This is a genomic window from Kitasatospora sp. NPDC091335, assembly GCF_044757205.1.
Taxonomy (GTDB): Bacteria; Actinomycetota; Actinomycetes; order Streptomycetales; family Streptomycetaceae; genus Kitasatospora.
This window is the reverse complement of sequence record NZ_JBIVUM010000007.1, coordinates 261,335-280,635: the sequence shown is the minus strand read 5'-3', so window position 1 is coordinate 280,635 and position 19,301 is coordinate 261,335. Positions and strand designations below refer to the sequence as shown.

General features: G+C 73.4%; 14 protein-coding genes. 6 read left to right on the top strand and 8 right to left on the bottom strand.

From position 1 onward, the window contains the following. The first annotated feature begins 173 nt into the window (after positions 1-173). The gene (locus tag ACIQOW_RS17755) at positions 174-2,396 is read left to right on the top strand and encodes an NADP-dependent isocitrate dehydrogenase (RefSeq protein WP_401085600.1); all 2,223 of its coding nucleotides are present in this window, start codon (positions 174-176) and stop codon (positions 2,394-2,396) included. Between the two features lie 86 nt (positions 2,397-2,482). Here ACIQOW_RS17755 and ACIQOW_RS17750 read toward each other — a convergent pair whose 3' ends face one another. After that, a complete protein-coding gene (locus ACIQOW_RS17750) occupies positions 2,483-3,103 on the bottom strand; it encodes a YdcF family protein (RefSeq protein WP_401085597.1) in 621 nt (206 codons plus the stop codon). A gap of 146 nt (positions 3,104-3,249) precedes the next feature. Further along, positions 3,250-4,272 carry a cytochrome c oxidase assembly protein gene (locus ACIQOW_RS17745; protein WP_401085594.1) on the bottom strand — a complete coding sequence of 341 codons (1,023 nt, stop codon included), beginning with the start codon at positions 4,270-4,272 and terminating at the stop codon, positions 3,250-3,252. A 221-nt stretch (positions 4,273-4,493) separates the two neighbouring features. Here ACIQOW_RS17745 and ACIQOW_RS17740 point away from each other — a divergent pair, with 221 nt between their 5' ends. Both ACIQOW_RS17740 and ACIQOW_RS17735 read left to right on the top strand, forming a co-directional pair. Then, the gene (locus tag ACIQOW_RS17740) at positions 4,494-5,459 is read left to right on the top strand and encodes an NAD-dependent epimerase/dehydratase family protein (protein ID WP_401085591.1); all 966 of its coding nucleotides are present in this window, start codon (positions 4,494-4,496) and stop codon (positions 5,457-5,459) included. 303 nt (positions 5,460-5,762) lie between these two features. Beyond that, a complete protein-coding gene (locus tag ACIQOW_RS17735) occupies positions 5,763-6,485 on the top strand; it encodes a M24 family metallopeptidase (RefSeq protein WP_401085588.1) in 723 nt (240 codons plus the stop codon). 183 nt (positions 6,486-6,668) lie between these two features. Here ACIQOW_RS17735 and ACIQOW_RS17730 read toward each other — a convergent pair whose 3' ends face one another. The 5 genes from ACIQOW_RS17730 to ACIQOW_RS17710 all read right to left on the bottom strand — a co-directional run bounded on the left by ACIQOW_RS17730 (position 6,669) and on the right by ACIQOW_RS17710 (position 12,181). Beyond that, entirely contained in the window at positions 6,669-7,664 is a 996-nt protein-coding gene (locus tag ACIQOW_RS17730; RefSeq protein WP_401085585.1) for a 2-hydroxyacid dehydrogenase, read from the bottom strand. Positions 7,665-7,794: 130 nt separating this feature from the next. Then, entirely contained in the window at positions 7,795-8,820 is a 1,026-nt protein-coding gene (locus tag ACIQOW_RS17725; protein WP_401085582.1) for a 6-phosphofructokinase, read from the bottom strand. 350 nt (positions 8,821-9,170) lie between these two features. After that, positions 9,171-9,899, bottom strand: a complete 729-nt coding sequence (locus ACIQOW_RS17720) for a type 1 glutamine amidotransferase (protein ID WP_188301102.1) — start codon at positions 9,897-9,899, stop codon at positions 9,171-9,173. Positions 9,900-9,945: 46 nt separating this feature from the next. Further along, on the bottom strand, positions 9,946-11,208 hold the full coding sequence (locus tag ACIQOW_RS17715) for a MurT ligase domain-containing protein (RefSeq protein WP_401085578.1): 1,263 nt from the start codon (positions 11,206-11,208) through the stop codon (positions 9,946-9,948). Between the two features lie 274 nt (positions 11,209-11,482). Next, positions 11,483-12,181, bottom strand: coding sequence for a GNAT family N-acetyltransferase (locus ACIQOW_RS17710; RefSeq protein WP_401085576.1), 699 nt, complete (start codon positions 12,179-12,181; stop codon positions 11,483-11,485). Positions 12,182-12,476: 295 nt separating this feature from the next. On the opposite strand from ACIQOW_RS17710, the gene ACIQOW_RS17705 reads away from it, so the two are divergent. The 3 genes from ACIQOW_RS17705 (at position 12,477) to ACIQOW_RS17695 (ending at position 17,657) form a co-directional block, all read left to right on the top strand. Further along, a complete protein-coding gene (locus ACIQOW_RS17705) occupies positions 12,477-16,484 on the top strand; it encodes an amino acid adenylation domain-containing protein (protein WP_401085573.1) in 4,008 nt (1,335 codons plus the stop codon). Positions 16,485-16,600: 116 nt separating this feature from the next. After that, positions 16,601-16,825 carry a hypothetical protein gene (locus tag ACIQOW_RS17700; RefSeq protein WP_401085571.1) on the top strand — a complete coding sequence of 75 codons (225 nt, stop codon included), beginning with the start codon at positions 16,601-16,603 and terminating at the stop codon, positions 16,823-16,825. A gap of 127 nt (positions 16,826-16,952) precedes the next feature. Further along, positions 16,953-17,657, top strand: a complete 705-nt coding sequence (locus ACIQOW_RS17695) for a hypothetical protein (RefSeq protein ID WP_401085568.1) — start codon at positions 16,953-16,955, stop codon at positions 17,655-17,657. Positions 17,658-17,708: 51 nt separating this feature from the next. On the opposite strand, the gene ACIQOW_RS17690 is transcribed toward ACIQOW_RS17695, so the two are convergent. After that, entirely contained in the window at positions 17,709-19,148 is a 1,440-nt protein-coding gene (locus tag ACIQOW_RS17690) for a pyridoxal phosphate-dependent decarboxylase family protein (RefSeq protein ID WP_401085565.1), read from the bottom strand. Between the last annotated feature and the right edge of the window lie 153 nt (positions 19,149-19,301).

Here is a 19,301-nt window from a genome sequence, read left to right as displayed (position 1 = left end):
TGGAGTCCGCCCCCTCGTCCGGCTCGGACGACGGTGGGAATCGCCCCCGTCCGGCCCGCCGGAGCGCCTCCGGAAGGGACCGGAGTGCGTTCGGAACCGGGGGGAGGTGGAGCTGGGGCCCCGGGACGAGATATCTTGACGTCAAGACGTTGGAGACGCGAAGCGGAGTACCGATGACTGACTCGACCATCATCTATACGCACACCGACGAGGCTCCGGCCCTGGCGACCTACTCGTTCCTGCCGGTGGTCCAGGCGTACGCCTCGACCGCGGGCGTGCGGGTGGAGACCCGTGACATCTCCCTGGCCGGGCGGATCATCGCGAGCTTCCCGGAGCGTCTCACCGAGGCGCAGCGGATCGGCGACGCCCTGGCCGAGCTGGGTGAGCTGGCCAAGACCCCGGGTGCCAACATCATCAAGCTGCCGAACGTCTCGGCCTCGGTGCCGCAGCTCAAGGCCGCGATCGCCGAGCTCCAGGCCCAGGGCTACGCCCTGCCGGACTACCCGGACGACCCGCGGACCGACGAGGACGAGGACGTCCGCGTCCGTTACGACAAGATCAAGGGCAGCGCCGTCAACCCGGTCCTGCGCGAGGGCAACTCGGACCGCCGGGCCCCGCAGTCGGTCAAGAACTACGCCAAGAACCACCCGCACCGCATGGGTGCCTGGACGGCGGACTCGAAGACCAACGTCGCCACCATGGGTGAGAACGACTTCAGGTCCACCGAGAAGTCCGCCGTGATCGCCGCCGCCGGTGCCCTGCGCATCGAGCTGCTCGGCGAGGACGGCACCACCACCGTGCTGCGCGAGAAGGTGCCGGTGCTGGCCGGCGAGGTCGTCGACGCCTCGGTGCTGCGCGTCGCCGCCCTGAACGAGTTCCTGGCCGCGCAGATCGCCCGCGCCAAGGCCGAGGGCGTGCTGTTCTCGGTGCACCTCAAGGCCACCATGATGAAGGTCTCCGACCCGATCGTCTTCGGCCACGTGGTCCGCGCCTTCTTCCCGAAGACCTTCGCGAAGTACGGCGAGGCGCTGGTCGCCGCCGGCCTGAACCCGAACAACGGCCTCGGCGGCATCCTGGCCGGCCTCGACGGCGTGCCGCACCTGGGCGCCGAGATCAAGGCCTCCTTCGAGGCCGAGCTGGCCGAGGGCCCGGCCCTGGCCATGGTCGACTCCGACAAGGGGATCACCAACCTGCACGTGCCGAGCGACGTCATCGTCGACGCCTCGATGCCGGCCATGATCCGCACCTCCGGCCACATGTGGGGCCCGGACGGCAAGGAGGCCGACACCCTGGCCGTGCTGCCGGACAGCAGCTACTCCGGCGTGTACCAGGCCGTCATCGACGACTGCCGCGCCCACGGCGCCCTGGACCCGGCGACCATCGGCTCCGTGCCGAACGTCGGCCTGATGGCCCAGAAGGCCGAGGAGTACGGCTCGCACGACAAGACCTTCGAGATCGCCGCCGCGGGCACCGTCCGCCTGGTCGACGCCGAGGGCACCGTGGTGCTGGAGCAGGCCGTCCAGCCGGGCGACATCTTCCGCGCCTGCCAGACCAAGGACCTGCCGATCCAGGACTGGGTCAAGCTGGCCGTCACCCGCGCCCGCGCCACCGGCGACCCGGCGGTGTTCTGGCTGGACGAGGACCGCGCCCACGACGCGGTGCTGATCGGGAAGGTCAAGCAGTACCTGCCGGAGCACGACACCACCGGCCTTCAGATCGAGATCAAGTCCCCGGTCGAGGCCACCAAGTTCTCGCTGGAGCGCATCCGCCGCGGCGAGAACACCATCTCGGTGACCGGCAACGTGCTGCGTGACTACCTGACCGACTTGTTCCCGATCCTGGAGCTGGGCACCAGCGCCAAGATGCTGTCGGTCGTCCCGCTGATGGCGGGCGGCGGTCTGTTCGAGACCGGCGCCGGCGGCTCCGCCCCGAAGCACGTCCAGCAGCTGGTCAAGGAGAACTACCTGCGCTGGGACAGCCTGGGCGAGTTCTTCGCGCTGGCCGCCAGCTTCGAGCACCTGGCGACCAGCGCCGGCAACGCCCGCGCCCAGGTGCTGGCCGACACCCTGGACCGTGCCACCGGCACCTTCCTCAACGAGGACAAGTCGCCGAGCCGCCGCCTCGGTGGCATCGACAACCGCGGCAGCCACTTCTACCTGGCGATGTACTGGGCCCAGGAGCTGGCCGGGCAGACCGTCGACGCGGAGCTGGCCCAGGCCTTCGCCGGCCTGGCCGCGACGCTGACCGAGCAGGAGTCGGCCATCGTGGACGAGCTGATCGCCGTCCAGGGCTCGCCGGTCGACCTCGGTGGCTACTACCAGCCGGACCCGGCCAAGGCCGCCGCGGTGATGCGTCCGTCCAAGACGTTCAACGAGGCGCTCGCCAACCTCGGCTGAAAGCCGGCCGAGTCGATCTGACACCAGGCCCCGGGTCCGCGAGTGCGGACCCGGGGCCTGGTGCTGCCCGCGCGCGGGCGGCGGGCTCAGGCCCGGCTCAGGGGCGACCCGGACGCGGCGCGGGGACGGTCGAACAGGGCGAGGGCGGTGCCGACGGCCTCGCGCAGCAGGAGGTACGGGCCGTGCGCCAGCGGGCCGTCCGCGCCGAGCACGGCGGCGGGGGCGCCGGCCCGGCGGGCGGCGAGGGCGGAGCGGACGGTGTGGAAGCCGTTGGTGACCACCGTGCAGCGGTAGCCGGGGCGCTCGGCGGCCATCAGGGCGGCGCTGAAGCGCAGGTTCTCGGCGGTGTTCACGGCCCGCTCCTCGCGCCGGATCCGTTCGGCCGGGATGCCCCGGGCGATCAGGTAGCGGGACATCGTGGCGGCCTCGGTGCACTCCTCGTGCGGCCCCTTCCCACCGGTCACCAGGACCAGGGGGGCGAATCCGGCGGCCTCCTCGACGGCGAATCGTTCCAGGGCGGCGTCCAGCCGGGCCGCCAGCGGCGGCGCCGGCTCACAGCCGTGCAACGCGGCGCCCAGGACCACCAGGAAGTCGGAGCCGGCCGGTGCGGACCGGCGGCGCTGGTGCAGCGCCAGACCGAGGAAGCCGAGCAGCCAGAGCAGGACGGACCCGCAGAGCAGGACGGCGACGAACAGCAGGACGTGCATGTCTGTTCGAACGCGTACGGCGGAGGCACCGTTCCGGCGGCCCCTGCGGAACGAGCGTTCCGGTGCGGGCCGGAAACGGCGGAACCCCCGTTCCGCAGGTGGAACGGGGGTTCCCGGGAACGGGGGTTCCGAGGCGGGCGCCGGACTCAGCCGACGTCGGCCGCCGGCGCGACGCCGGTGACCGGGGCGGCGGGGGCGGCCGTGACCGTCCCCGTGCCGCCACGCCGGTCGCGCTTGTGCAGCGAGGCCAGGTAGGCGTTGTACGCCTCCAGCTCGGCGTCGCCGGTGCGCTCCTCGGAGCGGTCGCTGCGGCGGGCCCGGCGCTGCTCGGAGCCCATCCACTGGTAGACCAGCGCGATCAGCACGATCGCGGTCGGGATCTCGCCGAACGCCCAGGTGATGCCGCCGGCCAGCTTCTGGTCCTCCAGCAGGTTCGTCCCGGGTGGCGCGCCCTCCAAGGTGAAGGTGGTGACCAGCGGGTGGCCGGCCATCATCACCGCCACGCCGAAGAAGGCGTGGAACGGCATCCCCATGAACAGCTCGATGATCCGCATCACGTGGCCTGGGCGGTGCGGACCGGGGTCCACGCCCATGATCGGCCAGAAGAAGACCAGACCGGTGAGCAGGAAGTGCACCATCATGAAGATGTGCCCGAGGCGGTACTGCATCAGGAAGTCGAACAGCGGGGTGAAGTAGACCCCGTACAGGCTCGCGATGAACATCGGGATGGTGAACGCCGGGTGCGAGATGATCCGGACGTACCGGCTGTGCAGCAGCGTCACCAGCAGCTCGCGCGGCCCGCGCGGACGGCCCTTGCCGGCCGGGCGCAGCGCCCGCAGCGCCAGCGTGATCGGGGCGCCGAGCAGCAGCAGGATCGGCGTCAGCATGGAGAGCACCATGTGCTGGATCATGTGCGCGCTGAACAGCGCCATGCCGTAGTCGTTCAGCCCGGTGCAGGTGACCAGCAGCATGCTGGCGACACCCGCCGCCCAGCCGACCATCCGGCCGACCGGCCAGCGGTCGCCGCGCCGGTACAGCCGCACCACGCCGGCCGCGTACAGCCCCAGGACGAGCAGACCGCCGAGCAGGAAGAACCAGTCCGGGGACCAGGTCCACAGGTTGGACAAGGTGAACGGGCCTAGCTGGGTCATCCCGCCGTGGTGGTGCATGCCTGACATTCCGTCGCCCATCGGCGGGTCCTGCTTTCCGTCCTCGTGGTCCCTGGTGCGGGTCCGGTTCGCCCGTTTTGCTTGACATACAGCCTAGGTGGGCCTTACCTCGGGCCGTGCCCCCACCCCCTCCATACGGGTGCCTCCCCAGCGGCGGCCCGCCTGGCTAGACTGACCGGCCGGGTGCCCCTCGGTCGTCCGGTCGGCAGGGAGAGTCGGAGATGGCAACGGAACACGGGCCCGCGGCACGGCTCGCGACAGGGCCCGCGGTCGCGCTCACCGGGGCGACCGGATTCATCGGCACCGGTGTGCTGGCGGCCCTCGCGGCGCGCGGCGTCCGGGTGCGGGCGCTGGCCCGCAGGCCGCCGGAGGACGCCTGGGCGGGCGCCGCCTGGGTGGCCGGCGACCTCGCCGACCCGGCGGCGCTCGCGGAGCTCTGCGCGGGCGCGGACGTGCTGGTGCACCTCGCCTCCCGGGTCGGCGGCGGCACCGGGGAGTGCGAGGCGGTGAACGACCGGGGCACCGCCGCGCTGATGGCGGCCGCGACCCGCGCCGGGGTACGGCGGATCGTCCACCTCTCCACCGCGGCGGTCTACGGCGAGGGCCCGCACTCCGGCATCGAGGTGGACGAGGTGCCGCCCGCCCCGGTGTCCGAGGCCAGCCGCACCCGGCTGCTCGGCGAGCGCCACGCGCTGGCGGCCGGCGGGCACGTGCTGCGCCCCGGACTGGTCCTCGGGACGGGTGACCGCTGGGTGGTGCCGGCGCTGGCCGAACTCGTCCGCCGGGTGCCGGTCCGCTGGGAGGGCGGCAACGCCCGGCTCTCGGTCGTGGACCGCACCGACCTGGCCCGGCTGATCACCGTGCTCGCCCTGGACGGGCACGCCGTCCCGCCGGGCGTGCACCACGCCTCGCACCCCGAGCCGGTCCGTGGCGGCGACCTGATCGCGGCCCTGGCCGCCCTCGGCCTGCTGCCCGCCCCGGACGGCCCGGCCGTTCCGTGGGAGGAGTGCCGCCGGCTGCTGGCCGCGGCACCCGGCCGGGTCTCCGAGCGCCAGTTCGGCCTGATCGCCCGCGACCACTGGTACCGCAGCGAGCGGATCTGGCGCCTCACCGCCTGCTCGCCCGGACCCGGCCCGCTGGCCCGCCTCCCGGAAGCCGCCGCCTGGTACCGCGAGGTGCTCGGCTAGGGCGCGGCTAGGGCCGTGGTGCCGCCGGGGAGGGCGCCGTCGGCGCCGGCGGTGTCCGGGACCTGTTTCGCGCGGTACTTCGAGAGTGGGCGCCCCGGCCGGCCGGGTACGGATGGTGCGGGCGTTGTTCGTCCGGGGGAGGGCCACCCGGCCGCAGCCGACCCCGCACCGAGGACGGGGAGACTTGCGTCTGCTCGCACATGCGATGCTGTTCGACGCATTCGCCTGGCAGGTGCGGCGGATTTGGAAGTGACGCCTCGTACGAGGTCGGGCCGAAGAATCGCACACGAGGGGATGGGGAGCATGATGGCGGAACAGGTGGAACAGGTGGACCGGGCGGGGCTGGAAGCGCGGCGCGCCGAGGGTCTGGTCCTGGCGCAGGAGAAGGCCCTGGCGCTGTTCGCCGAGGTGGAGGCGCGGGGCCTGGTGGCGCCGGGTGCGGGCGAGCGCGAGGTGAGCGACCGCATCAGGGACCTGGCGAACGAGATGTTCGGTACGACCAAGCACTGGCACAAGCGGATCATCCGCTCGGGCCCGAACACCCTCGCGCCGTACCAGGAGAATCCGCCGGATCGCGTCATCGGGCCGGACGACGTGGCCTTCGCGGACTTCGGCCCGATCTTCGAGGAGTACGAGGCGGACTTCGGCCGGACGTACGTGTTCGGCGACGATCCCCGCAAGCACCGGCTGCTGAGCGACCTGCCCCGGATCTTCGACGCGGGCCGGGCGTTCTTCGCCGGGCACCCGGAGGTCACCGGTCGTGAACTGCACGCCGAGGTCGAGCGGCTCGTCGCGGAAGCGGGCTGGGAGTTGGGCATCTGGCACGCGGGACACCTCGTCGGGGAGTTCCCGCACGAAGTCAACGACGGCGTGAAGACGGATTCGTACATCACTCCGGAGAACACCACCCCGTTGCGAGGGACCGACCGTCGAGGACAGGTGTGCCACTGGATCCTGGAACTGCACTTCGTCGACCGGGAGCGTGGGTTCGGCGGTTTCTACGAGCAGTTGCTCGACCTCGCCTGACGACGCGTGGCGGCCGGCCGGCACCGACGCCGGCCGGCCGGCCCCGCTCGCGCGCCGGTGGTGTCGGGTGCCGGCCCCTGCCGGTGTCGTTGAACTGGCGGTGCGTCACGCATGGCGCCGGGCAGGGCACGTAGCGATGGACCCCCACCGTGAACGTCGGTCGCGCGCCGACTCCTCGCGGGGTCAGCTCTTCGGGACGAGGGTGTTCTCGTTGGTGCGGCCGGCGGCGAAGTCGTCGATGTTGCGGGCGGTGGCCTCGATGATCTGGCCGACGGCGGTGTGGGTGAAGTAGGCCTGGTGGCTGGTGACGAGGACCTGGGGGAAGGTGACGAGGCGGGCGAGGGTGTCGTCGGTGATGCCCTGGATGGAGCGGTCGGTGAAGAAGACGCCGGTCTCCTCCTCGTAGACGTCGAGGCCGACGCCGGAGAGGCGCCCGGCGCGCAGGGTCTCGACGAGGGCGGCGCTGTCGACGAGGCCGCCGCGGCTGGAGTTGATGAGGATCGCGTCGTCCTTCATGCGGGCGAGGGCGACGCCGTTGATGAGGTGGTGGGTGGCGGGCAGCAGGGGTACGTGCAGGCTCACCAGGTCGGCGCGGGACAGGAGTTCGGGGAGTTCGGTGTAGTGCATGCCGAGGTCGAGGCAGGCCGGGTTGGGGGCGATGTCCCAGCCGAGGAGCTCGGTGCCGAAGCCGGCGGCGATCCGGGCGAAGCACTCGCCGATCTTGCCGGTGCCGATGACGCCGACGGTCATGCCGTGGATGTCCCGGCCGAGCAGGCCGTCGAGGCGGAAGTCGAACTCGCGCGAGCGGCTCGCGGCGCGGGTGAGGCGCCGGTTCACGGCCAAGGCCAGTGCCCACGCGTGTTCGGCGACCGAGTACGGGCTGTAGTGCGAGACCCGGGCGATGGTGAGGCCGAGCTTGGCGGCGGCGTCGAGGTCGATGTTGTTGAAGCCGGTGGAGCGCTGGGCGATGAGTTCGGTGCCGCCGGCGGCGAGGACCGCGAGGGTCTCGGCGTCGAGGACGGCGTTGACGCTGCTGCTGACGGCGGGGTAGCCGGCGGCGAGCGGGGCGGTGTCGCGGTCCAGGAACACGGCCAGGGTGCGGAGGGAGTGCCGGCCCGTGAAGGCCCGCTCCAGCAGCGGCTGTTCGTCGGCCTGCACCCCGTACGCGAGGATCTCCATGCCCGGTCCTTCCAGTCGGCTCCTGCGGCCACGCTAGCGGGCGGGGCAGCGGGGTGCCCACCGGAACCGGCGAAAGCGCAGGCCCCCGGCCGCGCGGGGCGGTCCGGGGGCCTGGGGGGGAAGGCGGCGGTCAGATGACCGTCTCGGCCTCCAGGTAGCGCTCCTGCGGGACGGTCTTCAGCTCGGCGACCGCCTCGGCCAGCGGCACCAGGTTGATGTTGGTGCCCTGGAGCGCGGTGATGTGGCCGAAGGCGCCCTTGTGGACGGCCTCGACGGCGTGCCAGCCGAAGCGGGTGGCGAGCACCCGGTCGTAGGCGGTCGGGGTGCCGCCGCGCTGGGTGTGGCCGAGGATCACCGGGCGGGCCTCCTTGCCGAGGCGGTGCTCCAGCTCGCGGGAGAGCTGGGTGGCGATGCCGGTGAACCGCTCGTGGCCGTAGATGTCCTTGGTGCCCTCCTCCCAGTGCATGGTGCCGGGCTCGGGCTTGGCGCCCTCGGCGCAGACCACGATCGCGAACTTCTTCTGGCGGTCGAAGCGCTCGCGGACGACCTGGGTGAGCTTGTCGATGTGGAACGGGCGCTCCGGGACGACGATGGCGTGCGCGCCCGCCGCCATGCCCGCGTTCAGCGCGATCCAGCCGGTGTGCCGGCCCATCACCTCGACGACCATGACCCGCTGGTGCGACTCGGCGGTGGTCTTCAGCCGGTCCAGCGCCTCGGTGGCCACCGAGACGGCGGTGTCGAAGCCGAAGGTCACGTCGGTGGCGGCGATGTCGTTGTCGATGGTCTTCGGCACGCCGACGATCGGCAGGCCCGCGTCGCTCATCAGCTTGGCGGCCTTGAGGGTGCCCTCGCCGCCGATCGGGATGACCGCGTCCAGGCCGAGGTCGGAGCAGTACTTCTTGGCCCGCTCGACGCCGTCCCGCAGGTGGCTGGGCTGGACCCGGGAGGAACCGAGGATGGTGCCGCCCTGGGCCAGGATGCCGCTCACCGAGTCCAGGGTCAGGGGGCGGTGTTGGCCCTCGAGGAACCCGCGCCACCCGTCCTCGAACCCGATGATCTCGTCGCCGTGGTCGACCACCCCCCGGTGGACCACGGAGCGGATCACCGCGTTCAGTCCGGGGCAGTCACCGCCGCTGGTCAGCACTCCGATACGCATTAGCTTTGCAACTCCCGAGCAGAACCGAGGAACGGCCGGACTACAGGCTGGGACGACGAGCCGTCACCGTAACGGGGCGCCCCCACGCCGGGATGGCGGGGAGGTGGCCGTGGGGTGAAGGACCGGCCGATCCGGACAGAGCATCCGAAAACGGCCGTGAAGTCGAGCATACGGCCCCTGGTCCGGCCGGGCAGGAGCCGACGCGGGAGCGGCGCCTTCGGCGCCCCCGCGTGGAAGTGCAGCCTGCTGCCGAGGAGGGTGTGCAGTAGGCAGCCCCATTGTGGTACGTCCGGGCCGTCCGCGGACCGGATGACCGCATGGCGGGCACCCGGCCGGGACGACCGGACGGACTACTGGGGGCGCGTCGCGGCCGCGATGCGCTCGGCGCGCAGCGCGTCGTACCAGGTGGTGTCGGCCGGCGGCAGGGCGTTCACGTCCAGCGCCAGCTTGATCAGCATGTCGGCCACGGCGGGGTTGCGCGCCAGCACCGGACCGTGCAGGTAGGTGCCGAAGACGGTGTCCCGCCAGGCGCCCTCGGTGCCGTCACCGGTGCCGTTGCCCCGGCCGACGGTGACGTTGGCGAAGGGCTGGACGCCCTGGCCGAGGTGGGTGACGCCCTGGTGGTTCTCGAAGCCCGTCAGCTGCGGCAGGCCGAGCCGGGGGTCGACGTCGGCGAGCACGTCGCCGACGCAGCGGGCGCCCTCGCCACGGGTGGTCCAGACGTCGAGCAGGCCCAGGCCGGGCTCGCGCTCGCCGAGGTCGTTGATGAACTCGTGGCCCATGATCTGGAAGCCCGCGCAGACACCGAAGATGATCGCGCCGTTCTGGGAGGCCCGCACCAGGCCGCTGTCGGCGCGCAGCCGTTCGGCGGCCAGGCGCTGCGGGCGGTCCTCGCCGCCGCCGATCAGGTAGATGTCACCGCTGGTGGGGATCGCCTGGTCGGAGCGGACGTCGATCCGGGTCACGTTGAGGTGGCGCTGGCGGGCCCGGCGCTCCACGACCAGGGCGTTGCCCCGGTCGCCGTAGGTGCTGAGCAGGTCCGGGTACACCCAGACCACGCGCAGGCTGCTCTCACTCATCCTCGAAGGCCTTCCGTCACGTAAAGACTGGTGTGCGGGCGCGGCATCAGCCGGCCACGACCTTCCGCAGCTGCTGGAAGGCGGTGTAGTTGGCGATGGCCTCGATCCGGCCGGGCGGGGCCATCCGGACGGCCTGCTCCAGGGTGTCCACCACGTGGAACTGGAGCCCGGCGACCTCCAGCCGGACGGCCAGGTCCAGCTTGCGCTGGCCCATCACGAAGACCGGGTGCCCGGCGAGGCGCTCGTAGTCGACGTCCCACAGCCAGGAGGTGTCGGTGCCGTCGGCGTCGAGGGCGTTGACGGAGAGGATCACCGGGGCGGGCGGGCCGTCGATCAGCGAGAAGGTCTCCAGCCAGCCGGCCGGGTTCTTGGCCAGCAGCAGGCGGATGTCCCGGCCCTGGTACTGGACCACGTCGTAGCGGCCGGCGACGGCGGTCACCGCGCGCATCCGGTCCAGCGCGACCTGCGGCGAGACGCCGAACACGGCGGCGACGGCTGCCGAGCTGGTGGCGTTGGCCAGGTTGGCACGGCCGGGCAGCTGGAGCTGGATCGGCCAGGCGCCGCGCTGCGGGTCGATGACGTGGGTGCCCTGGAGCGCCCAGTGCGGGTTGGGCCGGCGGAAGCCGCAGTCCTGGCAGAACCAGTCGTCGCCGGGGCGCTGCATCACGCCACCGCAGGCGGGGCAGGACCAGGCGTCCTCCTTCCAGGCCTGTCCGGCGGCCACCCAGACCACCTTCTTGCAGGAGGAGGCGGCCCAGGTCACCAGCGGGTCGTCGGCGTTCGCGATGACCACGGCCTCGGTGTTCTGGAGGCCCTCGCGCCACTTCTCGGCCATCATCCGGGTCTCGGCGGCGCGGTCGAGCTGGTCGCGGGAGAGGTTGAGCAGGGCGATGGCCTTGGGGCGGGTGTCGCGGGCGACCGTCGCCAGGTACTTCTCGTCGACCTCGATCACGCCGAAGCGGGCGTCAGAGCCGCCGGCCAGGGCGGAGGTGATGCCCGCCGGCATGTTGGCGCCCAGGGCGTTGGAGACCACCGGCCCGGCGGCGCGCAGCGCCTCGGCGATCAGGCGGGTGGTGGTGGTCTTGCCGTTGGTCGCGCTGACCAGGACGACGTCGAGGTGGTCGGCGAGGGTGGCGAGCAGGTCGGGGTCGAGCTTGAGGGCGACCTTGCCGCCGATCACCGAGCCGCTCCCGCGCCCGGCCTTGCGCGACACGGCGGCGGCGACCCGGCCGGCGGTGACCGCGATCTTGGCGCGGGCCGGCAGCGAGGCGTCGCGTGCGCCTGTGGGCTCCGATTCGGTGCCTGCCATGCTCAGTGGTTCCTCCTTGCTGCGGCACCGCCCAGGCCGGACAACGGGCCGTCGGGCGGCGGGGACGGGGATCAGCCTACCGACTCCGTAGCCCGACCGGACGATCCGGACCCCGCGCCGCCTGCTGCGACGTGCTCACCGGGGCGGCTGAGAGCCTGTCAGGGAGGGCGGTGTACGGAGCGACCCCAGGGGTCCGGCCCCTTCTCGCCTGACGACGTTCCGCAGGCACCGCCGGTTCCCCGGCAGCCCCGGTAAGGATGTGGTGAAGAAATGATCAGCGGCCCGGACGGTGGGCGCAGCCGGCCGGATCGCCGGTCGCGAGCGTGGCGGTGATCACCAGGGTGCCGTCCTCGGTGTGGAAGTCCAGCGGTGCGTCCAGCCGCCGCATCGCGGCGATCAGCCCGGTGTTGGTGCTGTGGGTCACCGCGTACACCGTCCGGACGCCGGCCGCCCCGGCCGTCGCGGACAGCCGCCGCAGCAGCGCCAGGCCCAGCCCGCGCCGCTGCCAGGCGTCCTCCACCAGGAGCGCCAGCTCGGCCTCCCCGTCGTCCCACATCAGGTGCCCGAGCGCGACGATCCGCCCGTCCGGGGCGGCCACCGCGAGGCTGTGGCCGTGCCGGGGGTCCAGCAGGTGGTCCAGGTAGCGGCCGGCGTCGCGGACCGGGCCGTGGTAGCGCAGCCGCAGCACGTCGGGGGAGCAGCGGCGGTGCATCGCCAGCGCCGCCGCCCGGTCGTCCGGCCCGGCCGGGCGCAGCAGCAGCTCGGTCCCGTCCGGCAGGGACAGCCGGGACGCGGCGTCCGGCGCCTGGCCGGCCGGACGGGCCGGGGACGGGTGCGGCCGGGCCGTCCGGTACGGACCGCCGGTGAGCGCGGGCAGTCGGCCGACCTGGCCCTCGGGCGCCGCGCACCTGCGGTCGGACCTGCGGAAGGGCCGGTGCCAGAGCCGTTCGGGGCGAGTGCGTGATGCCTTCATGCCGCCGACGCTACCGACGGTGCGCTTCCGTTCGGTTACGTGATCGTGAACGTGCGAATGCCCGCGGCGCGGCCGGGCGGCGAGGCGCGGGGCCGGGCCGCCGGGATGCCGGACCGGGACGGCGGGGGACCGGGCCCGGGACCGCGGGCCGGTCGGCCGGGACGGCCTCGGCGCAGGTCCCGACCGGTGCCTCATGCGGGTGGGACGGCGGGCGGCCGACGGTGGAGTCCGTTCCCGGTGCTCCTGGTGACGCAGGAGGCCAAGCCCGTACGTCCACGCAGCGAAGGCCGTTCCCATGCGCGACACCCCGCCCGTCCACACCGCCACCGCCACCGCCACCGCCGGCACTCCTGCCGTCCCGCACGCCCGCCGCGCCCCGGCCGGCACCGCGCTCACCGGTCTGCTCGACCGGCAGGCGCGCACCCGGCCCGGTGCCCCGGCCGTCCTCGGCGAGGCCGGCGGCCTCACCTTCCGGGAGCTGTCGGGAATCGCCCGCCGGCTGGCCGCGCGGCTGCGCGACCTGGGCGCCGGACCGGACGGCTGCGTCGGTCTCTACGCGGAGCCGTCCGTCGAGCTGGTCGTCGGGGCCTGGGGCGTCCTGTACGCCGGGGCCGGCTACCTGCCGCTGTCGCCCGAGTACCCCGAGGAGCGGCTCCGCTACATGATCGAGGACAGCGGTACCGGGATCGTGCTCGCCCAGGCGCACCTGCGCGAGCGGCTGGCCGGGCTGGTCCCGGCCGGGACCGTGATCGTCACCTTCGAGGACGTCCCGCCGGTCCGGTCCCTGCCTCGGGCCGTGTCCCGGGTCGTGCCTCGGGACGCCGCCGAGGAGCAGCCCGAGGAGGACGCGGCCGGGTCGGAGTCGCTGGCTTATGTGATCTACACCTCGGGCAGCACCGGCAGGCCCAAGGGCGTGCTGATCGAGCACCGCTCGGTGGTCTCCCAGCTGTGCTGGCTGCTCTCCGCCGGGCACCTCGACCCGGCGGTCACCGTGCTCCAGAAGACCCCGATGAGCTTCGACGCCGCGCAGTGGGAGATCCTCGCCCCGGCCGTCGGCGCCAGGGTGGTGGCCGGCACGCCGGGCCTCCACCGCGACCCGGAGGCGCTGGTCGCCGCCGTGCAGCGGCACCGGGTGACCGCGCTCCAGTGCGTGCCCACCCTGCTCCGGGCGCTGCTGGACACCGAGGGCTTCACCCGCTGCACCAGCCTGGCCCGGGTGTTCTCCGGCGGCGAGGCGCTGTCCCGGCGGCTCGCCCGTGACCTGGTCCTGGCCCTGCCGCGGGCGGAGCTGGTCAACCTGTACGGCCCGACCGAGTGCACCATCAACGCCACCTCGTACGTGGTGGACCCGGCCGATCCGGTCGACGGAGCCGGCTCGGTGCCGATCGGCCGGCCGGTGGCCGACACCCAGTGCCACGTCCTGGACGACGCACTGGTGCCGGTGGCCGCGGACGGCGTCGGCGAGCTGTACATCGGCGGTGTCCAGCTGGCCCGCGGCTACCTGAACCGGCCGGAGCTGACCGCCGAGCGGTTCGTCCGCTCCCCGTTCGTCCCCGGCGAGCGGCTCTACCGCACCGGCGACCTCGTGCAGCGGAACCCGGACGGCACGCTCCAGTTCGCCGGCCGGGTGGACAACCAGGTGAAGCTGAGCGGGTACCGGGTCGAGCTGGACGAGATCGCCCGCGCGATCGAGGAGCACACCTGGGTGCGCCGCTCGGCCGCGGTCGTCACCGGGGACGACCGCACCGGGCACCCGAACCTGGTCGCCTGCGTCGAGCTCAACCCGCGCGAGGCGGCGCTGATGGACCAGGGCGACCACGGCGGCCACCACCAGTCCAAGGCCAGCAAGCTCCAGGTCAGGGCCCAGCTGTCCGATCCCGGCCTGCGCGACCCGGCCCGGCTGGACGGCCGCGAGCGGGTCGGGCTGCCCGGCCGGAAGGAGACCGAGGCCCAGCGCCGGGAGGCCTTCGCCCGCAAGACCTACCGCTTCTACGACGGCGGCACGGTCACCGTGGAGGACCTCACCGCACTGCTCGCCCCACGCCGGGCCGGCACCTTCGGGCGCGGCCTGGAGCTGCTGAGCTTCCCCGAACTCGGCCGTGTACTACGGTGGTTCGGCCAGTTCCACAGCGAGGAGCGGCTGCTGCCGAAGTACGCCTACGCCTCGCCCGGCGCGCTCTACGCGACCCAGCTGTACCTGGAGACCGGCGGCCTGGACGGGCTCGCGGCGGGGCTGTACTACTACCACCCGGTCGAGCACGCCCTGGTCCGGATCGGGCCCGCCGAGGTCCGCGCCGAGGCCTACCTGACGCTGCACTTCTCCGGGAAGCACGGCGCCATCGAGCCCGTCTACAAGAACAACATCCGTGAGGTGCTGGAGTTCGAGACCGGCCACATGCTGGGCGTCCTGGAGGAGGTGCTGCCCGAGTACGGGCTGGACGTCCGCCCGCTCGGCCCCGGCCCGGCGGCGAAGGAACGGCTGGACGTCGCCGAGGAGGACCACTACCTGGGCGGCTTCACGGTCGTCCGGGCCGGCGGCCCGGCGCGGGCCGAGCGCGTCGAGCTGTACGTCCAGGCCCACGAGGGCCGGGTGGACGGCCTGCCGGGCGGCCTCTACCGGTACGCCGACGGCGAGTTGACGCGCGTCGCGGACGAGGTGGTGGAGTCCAGGCACGTGATCGCGATCAACCAGGCCGTCTACGCCAGGGCCGCGTTCGGCATCACGGCCGTCAGCCGCGCCGAGGAGGAGTGGCTGGAGTACATCGAGCTGGGCACGGTGCTGCACCGCCTCCAGCGCAACGGCCTGGCCCTGGGCTTCATGTCCTCCGGCTACAGCTCCAGGTCCGGCCGTCCGCTGCCGGCCGCGCGCCGCGTCGACGAGATCCTGGCCGGCCGCGGCATCGCCCCGGGCCCCTCGTACTTCTTCCTCGGCGGGAAGGTGAGCGAGGAGCAGATCCGCAGCGAGGGGATGCGCGAGGACACCGTCCACATGAAGGGCCCGGCCGAGATCATCAAGGACGAACTGGCCACCCTGCTGCCCGACTACATGCTGCCCAACCGGGTGCTGGTGCTGGACGCCCTGCCGCTCACCGCGAACGGCAAGGTGGACCTCGGGGCGCTGGCCGCCTCCGAGGCCGTCCGGACGGCCGGTGTGCGCGGCGAGTACGTCGCGCCCGGCACGGAGCGCGAGCGGTGGCTGGCCGGGGTCTGGGGGCGGGCGCTGACGTACGAGGACGTCTCGGTGACGGACGAGTTCTTCGCGGTCGGCGGGAACTCGCTGATCGCCGTCGCCCTGGTCAACCGGATCAACCGCGAGTTCGGCATCGCGCTGCCGCTCCAGGTGCTGTTCGAGTGCCCCCGGCTGGGGGACCTGGCCGCGCGCATCGAGCGGGCCCGCGGCGACGGTGCCGGACGTGATGCCGGACGTGATGCCGGGCGTGGCGGCCGGGCCCCGGTCTCGCGGCTGGTGCCGCTGCATCCGGGGGAGGCCGGCCGGGCCGTGTTCTGCTGGCCCGGGCTGGGCGGCTACCCGATGAACCTGCGGCTGCTCGGCCGGGAGGCGAGCGGGGGCCGGGCCTTCTACGGCGTCCAGGCGCACGGCATCAACGCGGGCGAGACGCCGTACCCGACCATCCGGGAGATGGCCGCCGCCGACGTCGCCGGGCTGCGCCGGGTGCAGCCGGAGGGGCCGTACACGCTGTGGGGCTTCTCCTTCGGCGCCCGGGTCGCCTTCGAGGCGGCCTGGCAGCTGGAGCGGGCCGGGCAGCGGGTGGAGCGGCTGCTGCTGATCTGCCCCGGCAACCCGAAGGTGCGCGGGGGCGACGGCGGGCGGCGGGGCCGCGAGGCCTCGTACGCCGATCCGGCGTACCTGACCATCCTGTTCGGGGTGTTCACCGGCCGGATCCGCGGGCCCGAGCTGGAGCGCTGCCTGGCCGAGACGGTGGACGAGTCCACCTTCGTCGCCGCCGTGCACCGGATGCTGCCGGAGCTGGACGAGGAGTTGATCCGCCGGATCACCGGGATCGTCGGCGAGACCTACGAGTTCGAGTACAGCTTCCGCGAACTCGCCGAGCGGCGGCTGGACGCCCGGGTGACGGTCTTCAAGGCCGCGGGCGACGACTACTCCTTCATCGAGGGAAGCAGCGGCTACTCCGCAGCCCCGCCCACCGTGGTCGACCTGTCCGGTGACCACTACGGGGTGCTGCGGGAGCACGGGGTCGCCGAACTCGCCGCCGCGATCCGGGAGGTGGAGCGGTCGGATCCGGCTCCCAGGCCGGGAGCGGGTGATCTCCCGGGCCGCTGATCGGATGATGTGGAAACGCTCACGGATGGCCCAGAATCCGTGAGCGGAGCGGCCCCTTCGGATAGGGATGGCTCGGCTTCACCGCCGATCCCGTCTCCCTCCGAAGGGGCTTTCCGATGTCCGTGAAGAACTCCGCACTGGCCACGGCCTGTTGCGCCCTGCTGCTCGCCCTGCCCTTCTCCCTCGCCCAGCCGGCCGCCGCCGCCGACGGCCCCACGACACCCGAGGAGGCCGCCACCTGCCGGCAGGTGATCGGCACCCTGTTCGGCGGCTTCGGCTCGATGCTGGCGAACTCGGCCTGCGTCGTCCGGCCCGCCGACCGGCCCGCCGGCCGGGGCTGATCGCGTCGGGTCCGGGGGCGGGGGCGGCACTCGGCCCCGCCCCCGCCGCCGGGAAAACAGGTGTGCGGTGTGTGGGTGCGGTCGTATCATCCGGTGACTTTTCCGTTCCCTTGTGTGAAGGAACCGAATGACCGACACCGTTGCCGAGCAGCCCGCCCCCGGGGAGCGCACCCCCGAGGGGCGTGCGGCCGAGGAGTCCGGCGGCCTCCGGGCGATCTGGGCGAACACCCTGGAACCGGTGGCTCCCTTGCCCTGGTATCGCAGGGCGTCCCCCAAGGCCCTGATCGCGGGGGCGGTGGTGGTCGGCCTGTTCACCGCGCTGATCGTGGCCGTGGTGACCGGCGCCGGCGACCTGCCCAGGCACCGGATCGTGCTGCCGGAGGAGATCGGCCACCAGTTCCGGCTGCCGGAGGACGAGTCCTTCAGGGCCGAGCGCCTCGACATGGAGAAGAACCTGACCCCGTTCCGCCCGTACCGGGAGCTGGCAATGGCCGCCTACGGGAGCGCCGGGTCGACCGAGCCCTCGCTGACGGTGATCGGGCTGACCGGGACCTTCGCGGACGCGCGGTACCAGCTGGACAGGTTCTTCGCCGTGGATCCGGTGACCGGCGACAAGGCCGTGGACCGCCTGGACTACCCGGCGGGTCCCCTCCAGGGCGCGCTCGACTGCGCGGTGGTGGGGTCCGGAGAGGACGCGGGGGCCGTCTGCGCGTGGGCGGACGGAACCACTCTCGGCATCGTCATCGACTGGACCGGCGAGCTCGCGCCGCAGGACCTGGCGCGGCGCACGCTGGAGATCCGCGCGGCGGTCGAGGTCGAGGCGAAGGACTGACCGCCGTCCTGACCGGCACCGGTCGACCCGGCCGGCGCGGGCCGGGGCCCGCTACCGCAGCAGCTCGGCGGCCGTCGCCTTGACCTCGGCGAGCAGGAGCCGGAGGTCGGCCTCCGTCGTGGTGGCGTTGAGGAGGCAGGCGCGGAGCATCTCGTCGGTGCCGAGCCGGGCGCCGGTCACGAACACCCGGCCGCGTTGCTGGACGGCGGCGGGGAGGTCGCGGTTGAGGGCGTCGCGGGCCCGCTCGTCCAGCCCCGGCGCGCGGTGGCGGAACGCCACGATCGAGGTCTGCACCTCGGCGAGCAGCTCCAACTCCTCGTCCGCCTCGATGAGTTCGCCGAGGCGGCGGGCCAGCGCGGTGCACCGGGCGATGTCCTGGGCGAGGCCGGCCCGGCCCTTGTGGGCGATGGTGGCCCAGACCTTGAGGGCGCGGAAGGGCCGGGTCTGCTCGGTGCCGTACTCGGAGAACCAGCCGAGCGCGCCGGCCGCCTCGTCGCGCAGGTAGGACGGGACGAGGCTGAAGGTGCCGCGCAGCTCCTCGGTGTCGCGGACCAGCGCGCAGCCGCAGTCGACCGGGACGCCGAGCCACTTGTGCGGGTCGAGGGCGAGCGAGTCGGCGCGCTCCAGGCCGGCGTAGCGGTGGGCGATGGCCGGGTCGAGCCGGCCGAAGGCGCCGTACGCGCCGTCCACGTGCAGCCAGAGCCGCTGCTCCTCGCACAGGTCGGCGATCGGGCCGAACTCGTCCACCGCGCCGGTGCCGACGGTGCCGGCCGAGGCGACGACCAGGAAGGGCAGCAGGCCGTCCGCACGGTCGCGCTCGACGGCCGAGCGCAGGTCGGCGATGTCCAGCCGGCCGTCGGGGCCGGTGTCCACGGTGCGCAGCTGCCTGCTGCCGAGGCCGAGGAGTTCGGCGGCCTTGCGGACGCAGGTGTGGGTCTCGCCGGTGACGTAGCCGACCAGCGGCGGCAGGCTCCCCAGGCCGTCCTCGCGGACGTTCCGGCCTGCCTGCCGGGCGGCCCGGTCGCGGGCGGCGGCGAGGCAGACGATGGTCGCCATCGAGGTGCCGGAGGTGAGCAGGCCGCCGCCGGCCGGGTGCGGGAAGCCGACCAGCTCGGCTATCCAGCGGACCACGGCGCGCTCCAGGTGGACGTCGGCGTGGTCGCCGCCGGCCGAGCTGGGGTTCATCGCGGAGGCGGCGAGGGTGGCGAGCACCCCGGCGGGTGCGGGGGCGGAGTTGACCCAGCCGAAGAAGCGCGGGTTGCCGTTGCCCATCGGGTACGGGAGGACGTCGCGCCCGATGGCGCCGATCAGCTCGTCGAGCGGGCGGCCCTCGGCGGGCAGCGGGGCGTCGAGCAGGGCCCGGCGGGCGGTCACGTCCATGGGCCGCCAGACCGGGCGGTCGGGCAGTTCGGCGAGGTAGTCGGCGACGAGGTCGGCGGTGGCGTGGGCGGCGCTGCGGAATTCGTCGCCGGGGAAGTCCTCGGTGGTCATGGGCGTGCTCCAGGGAGGCCGGGGGAGGGACTGGGGAGGCGCGGCTTCCTCGGCGCACCGTGGTCCGGTGATCTTACGGAGAGTCGATCGTACGAAAAAGGGCCCGCGCCGTGGCGCGGGCCCTCATGGTGAGACGGGAGTGCAGGTCAGCGG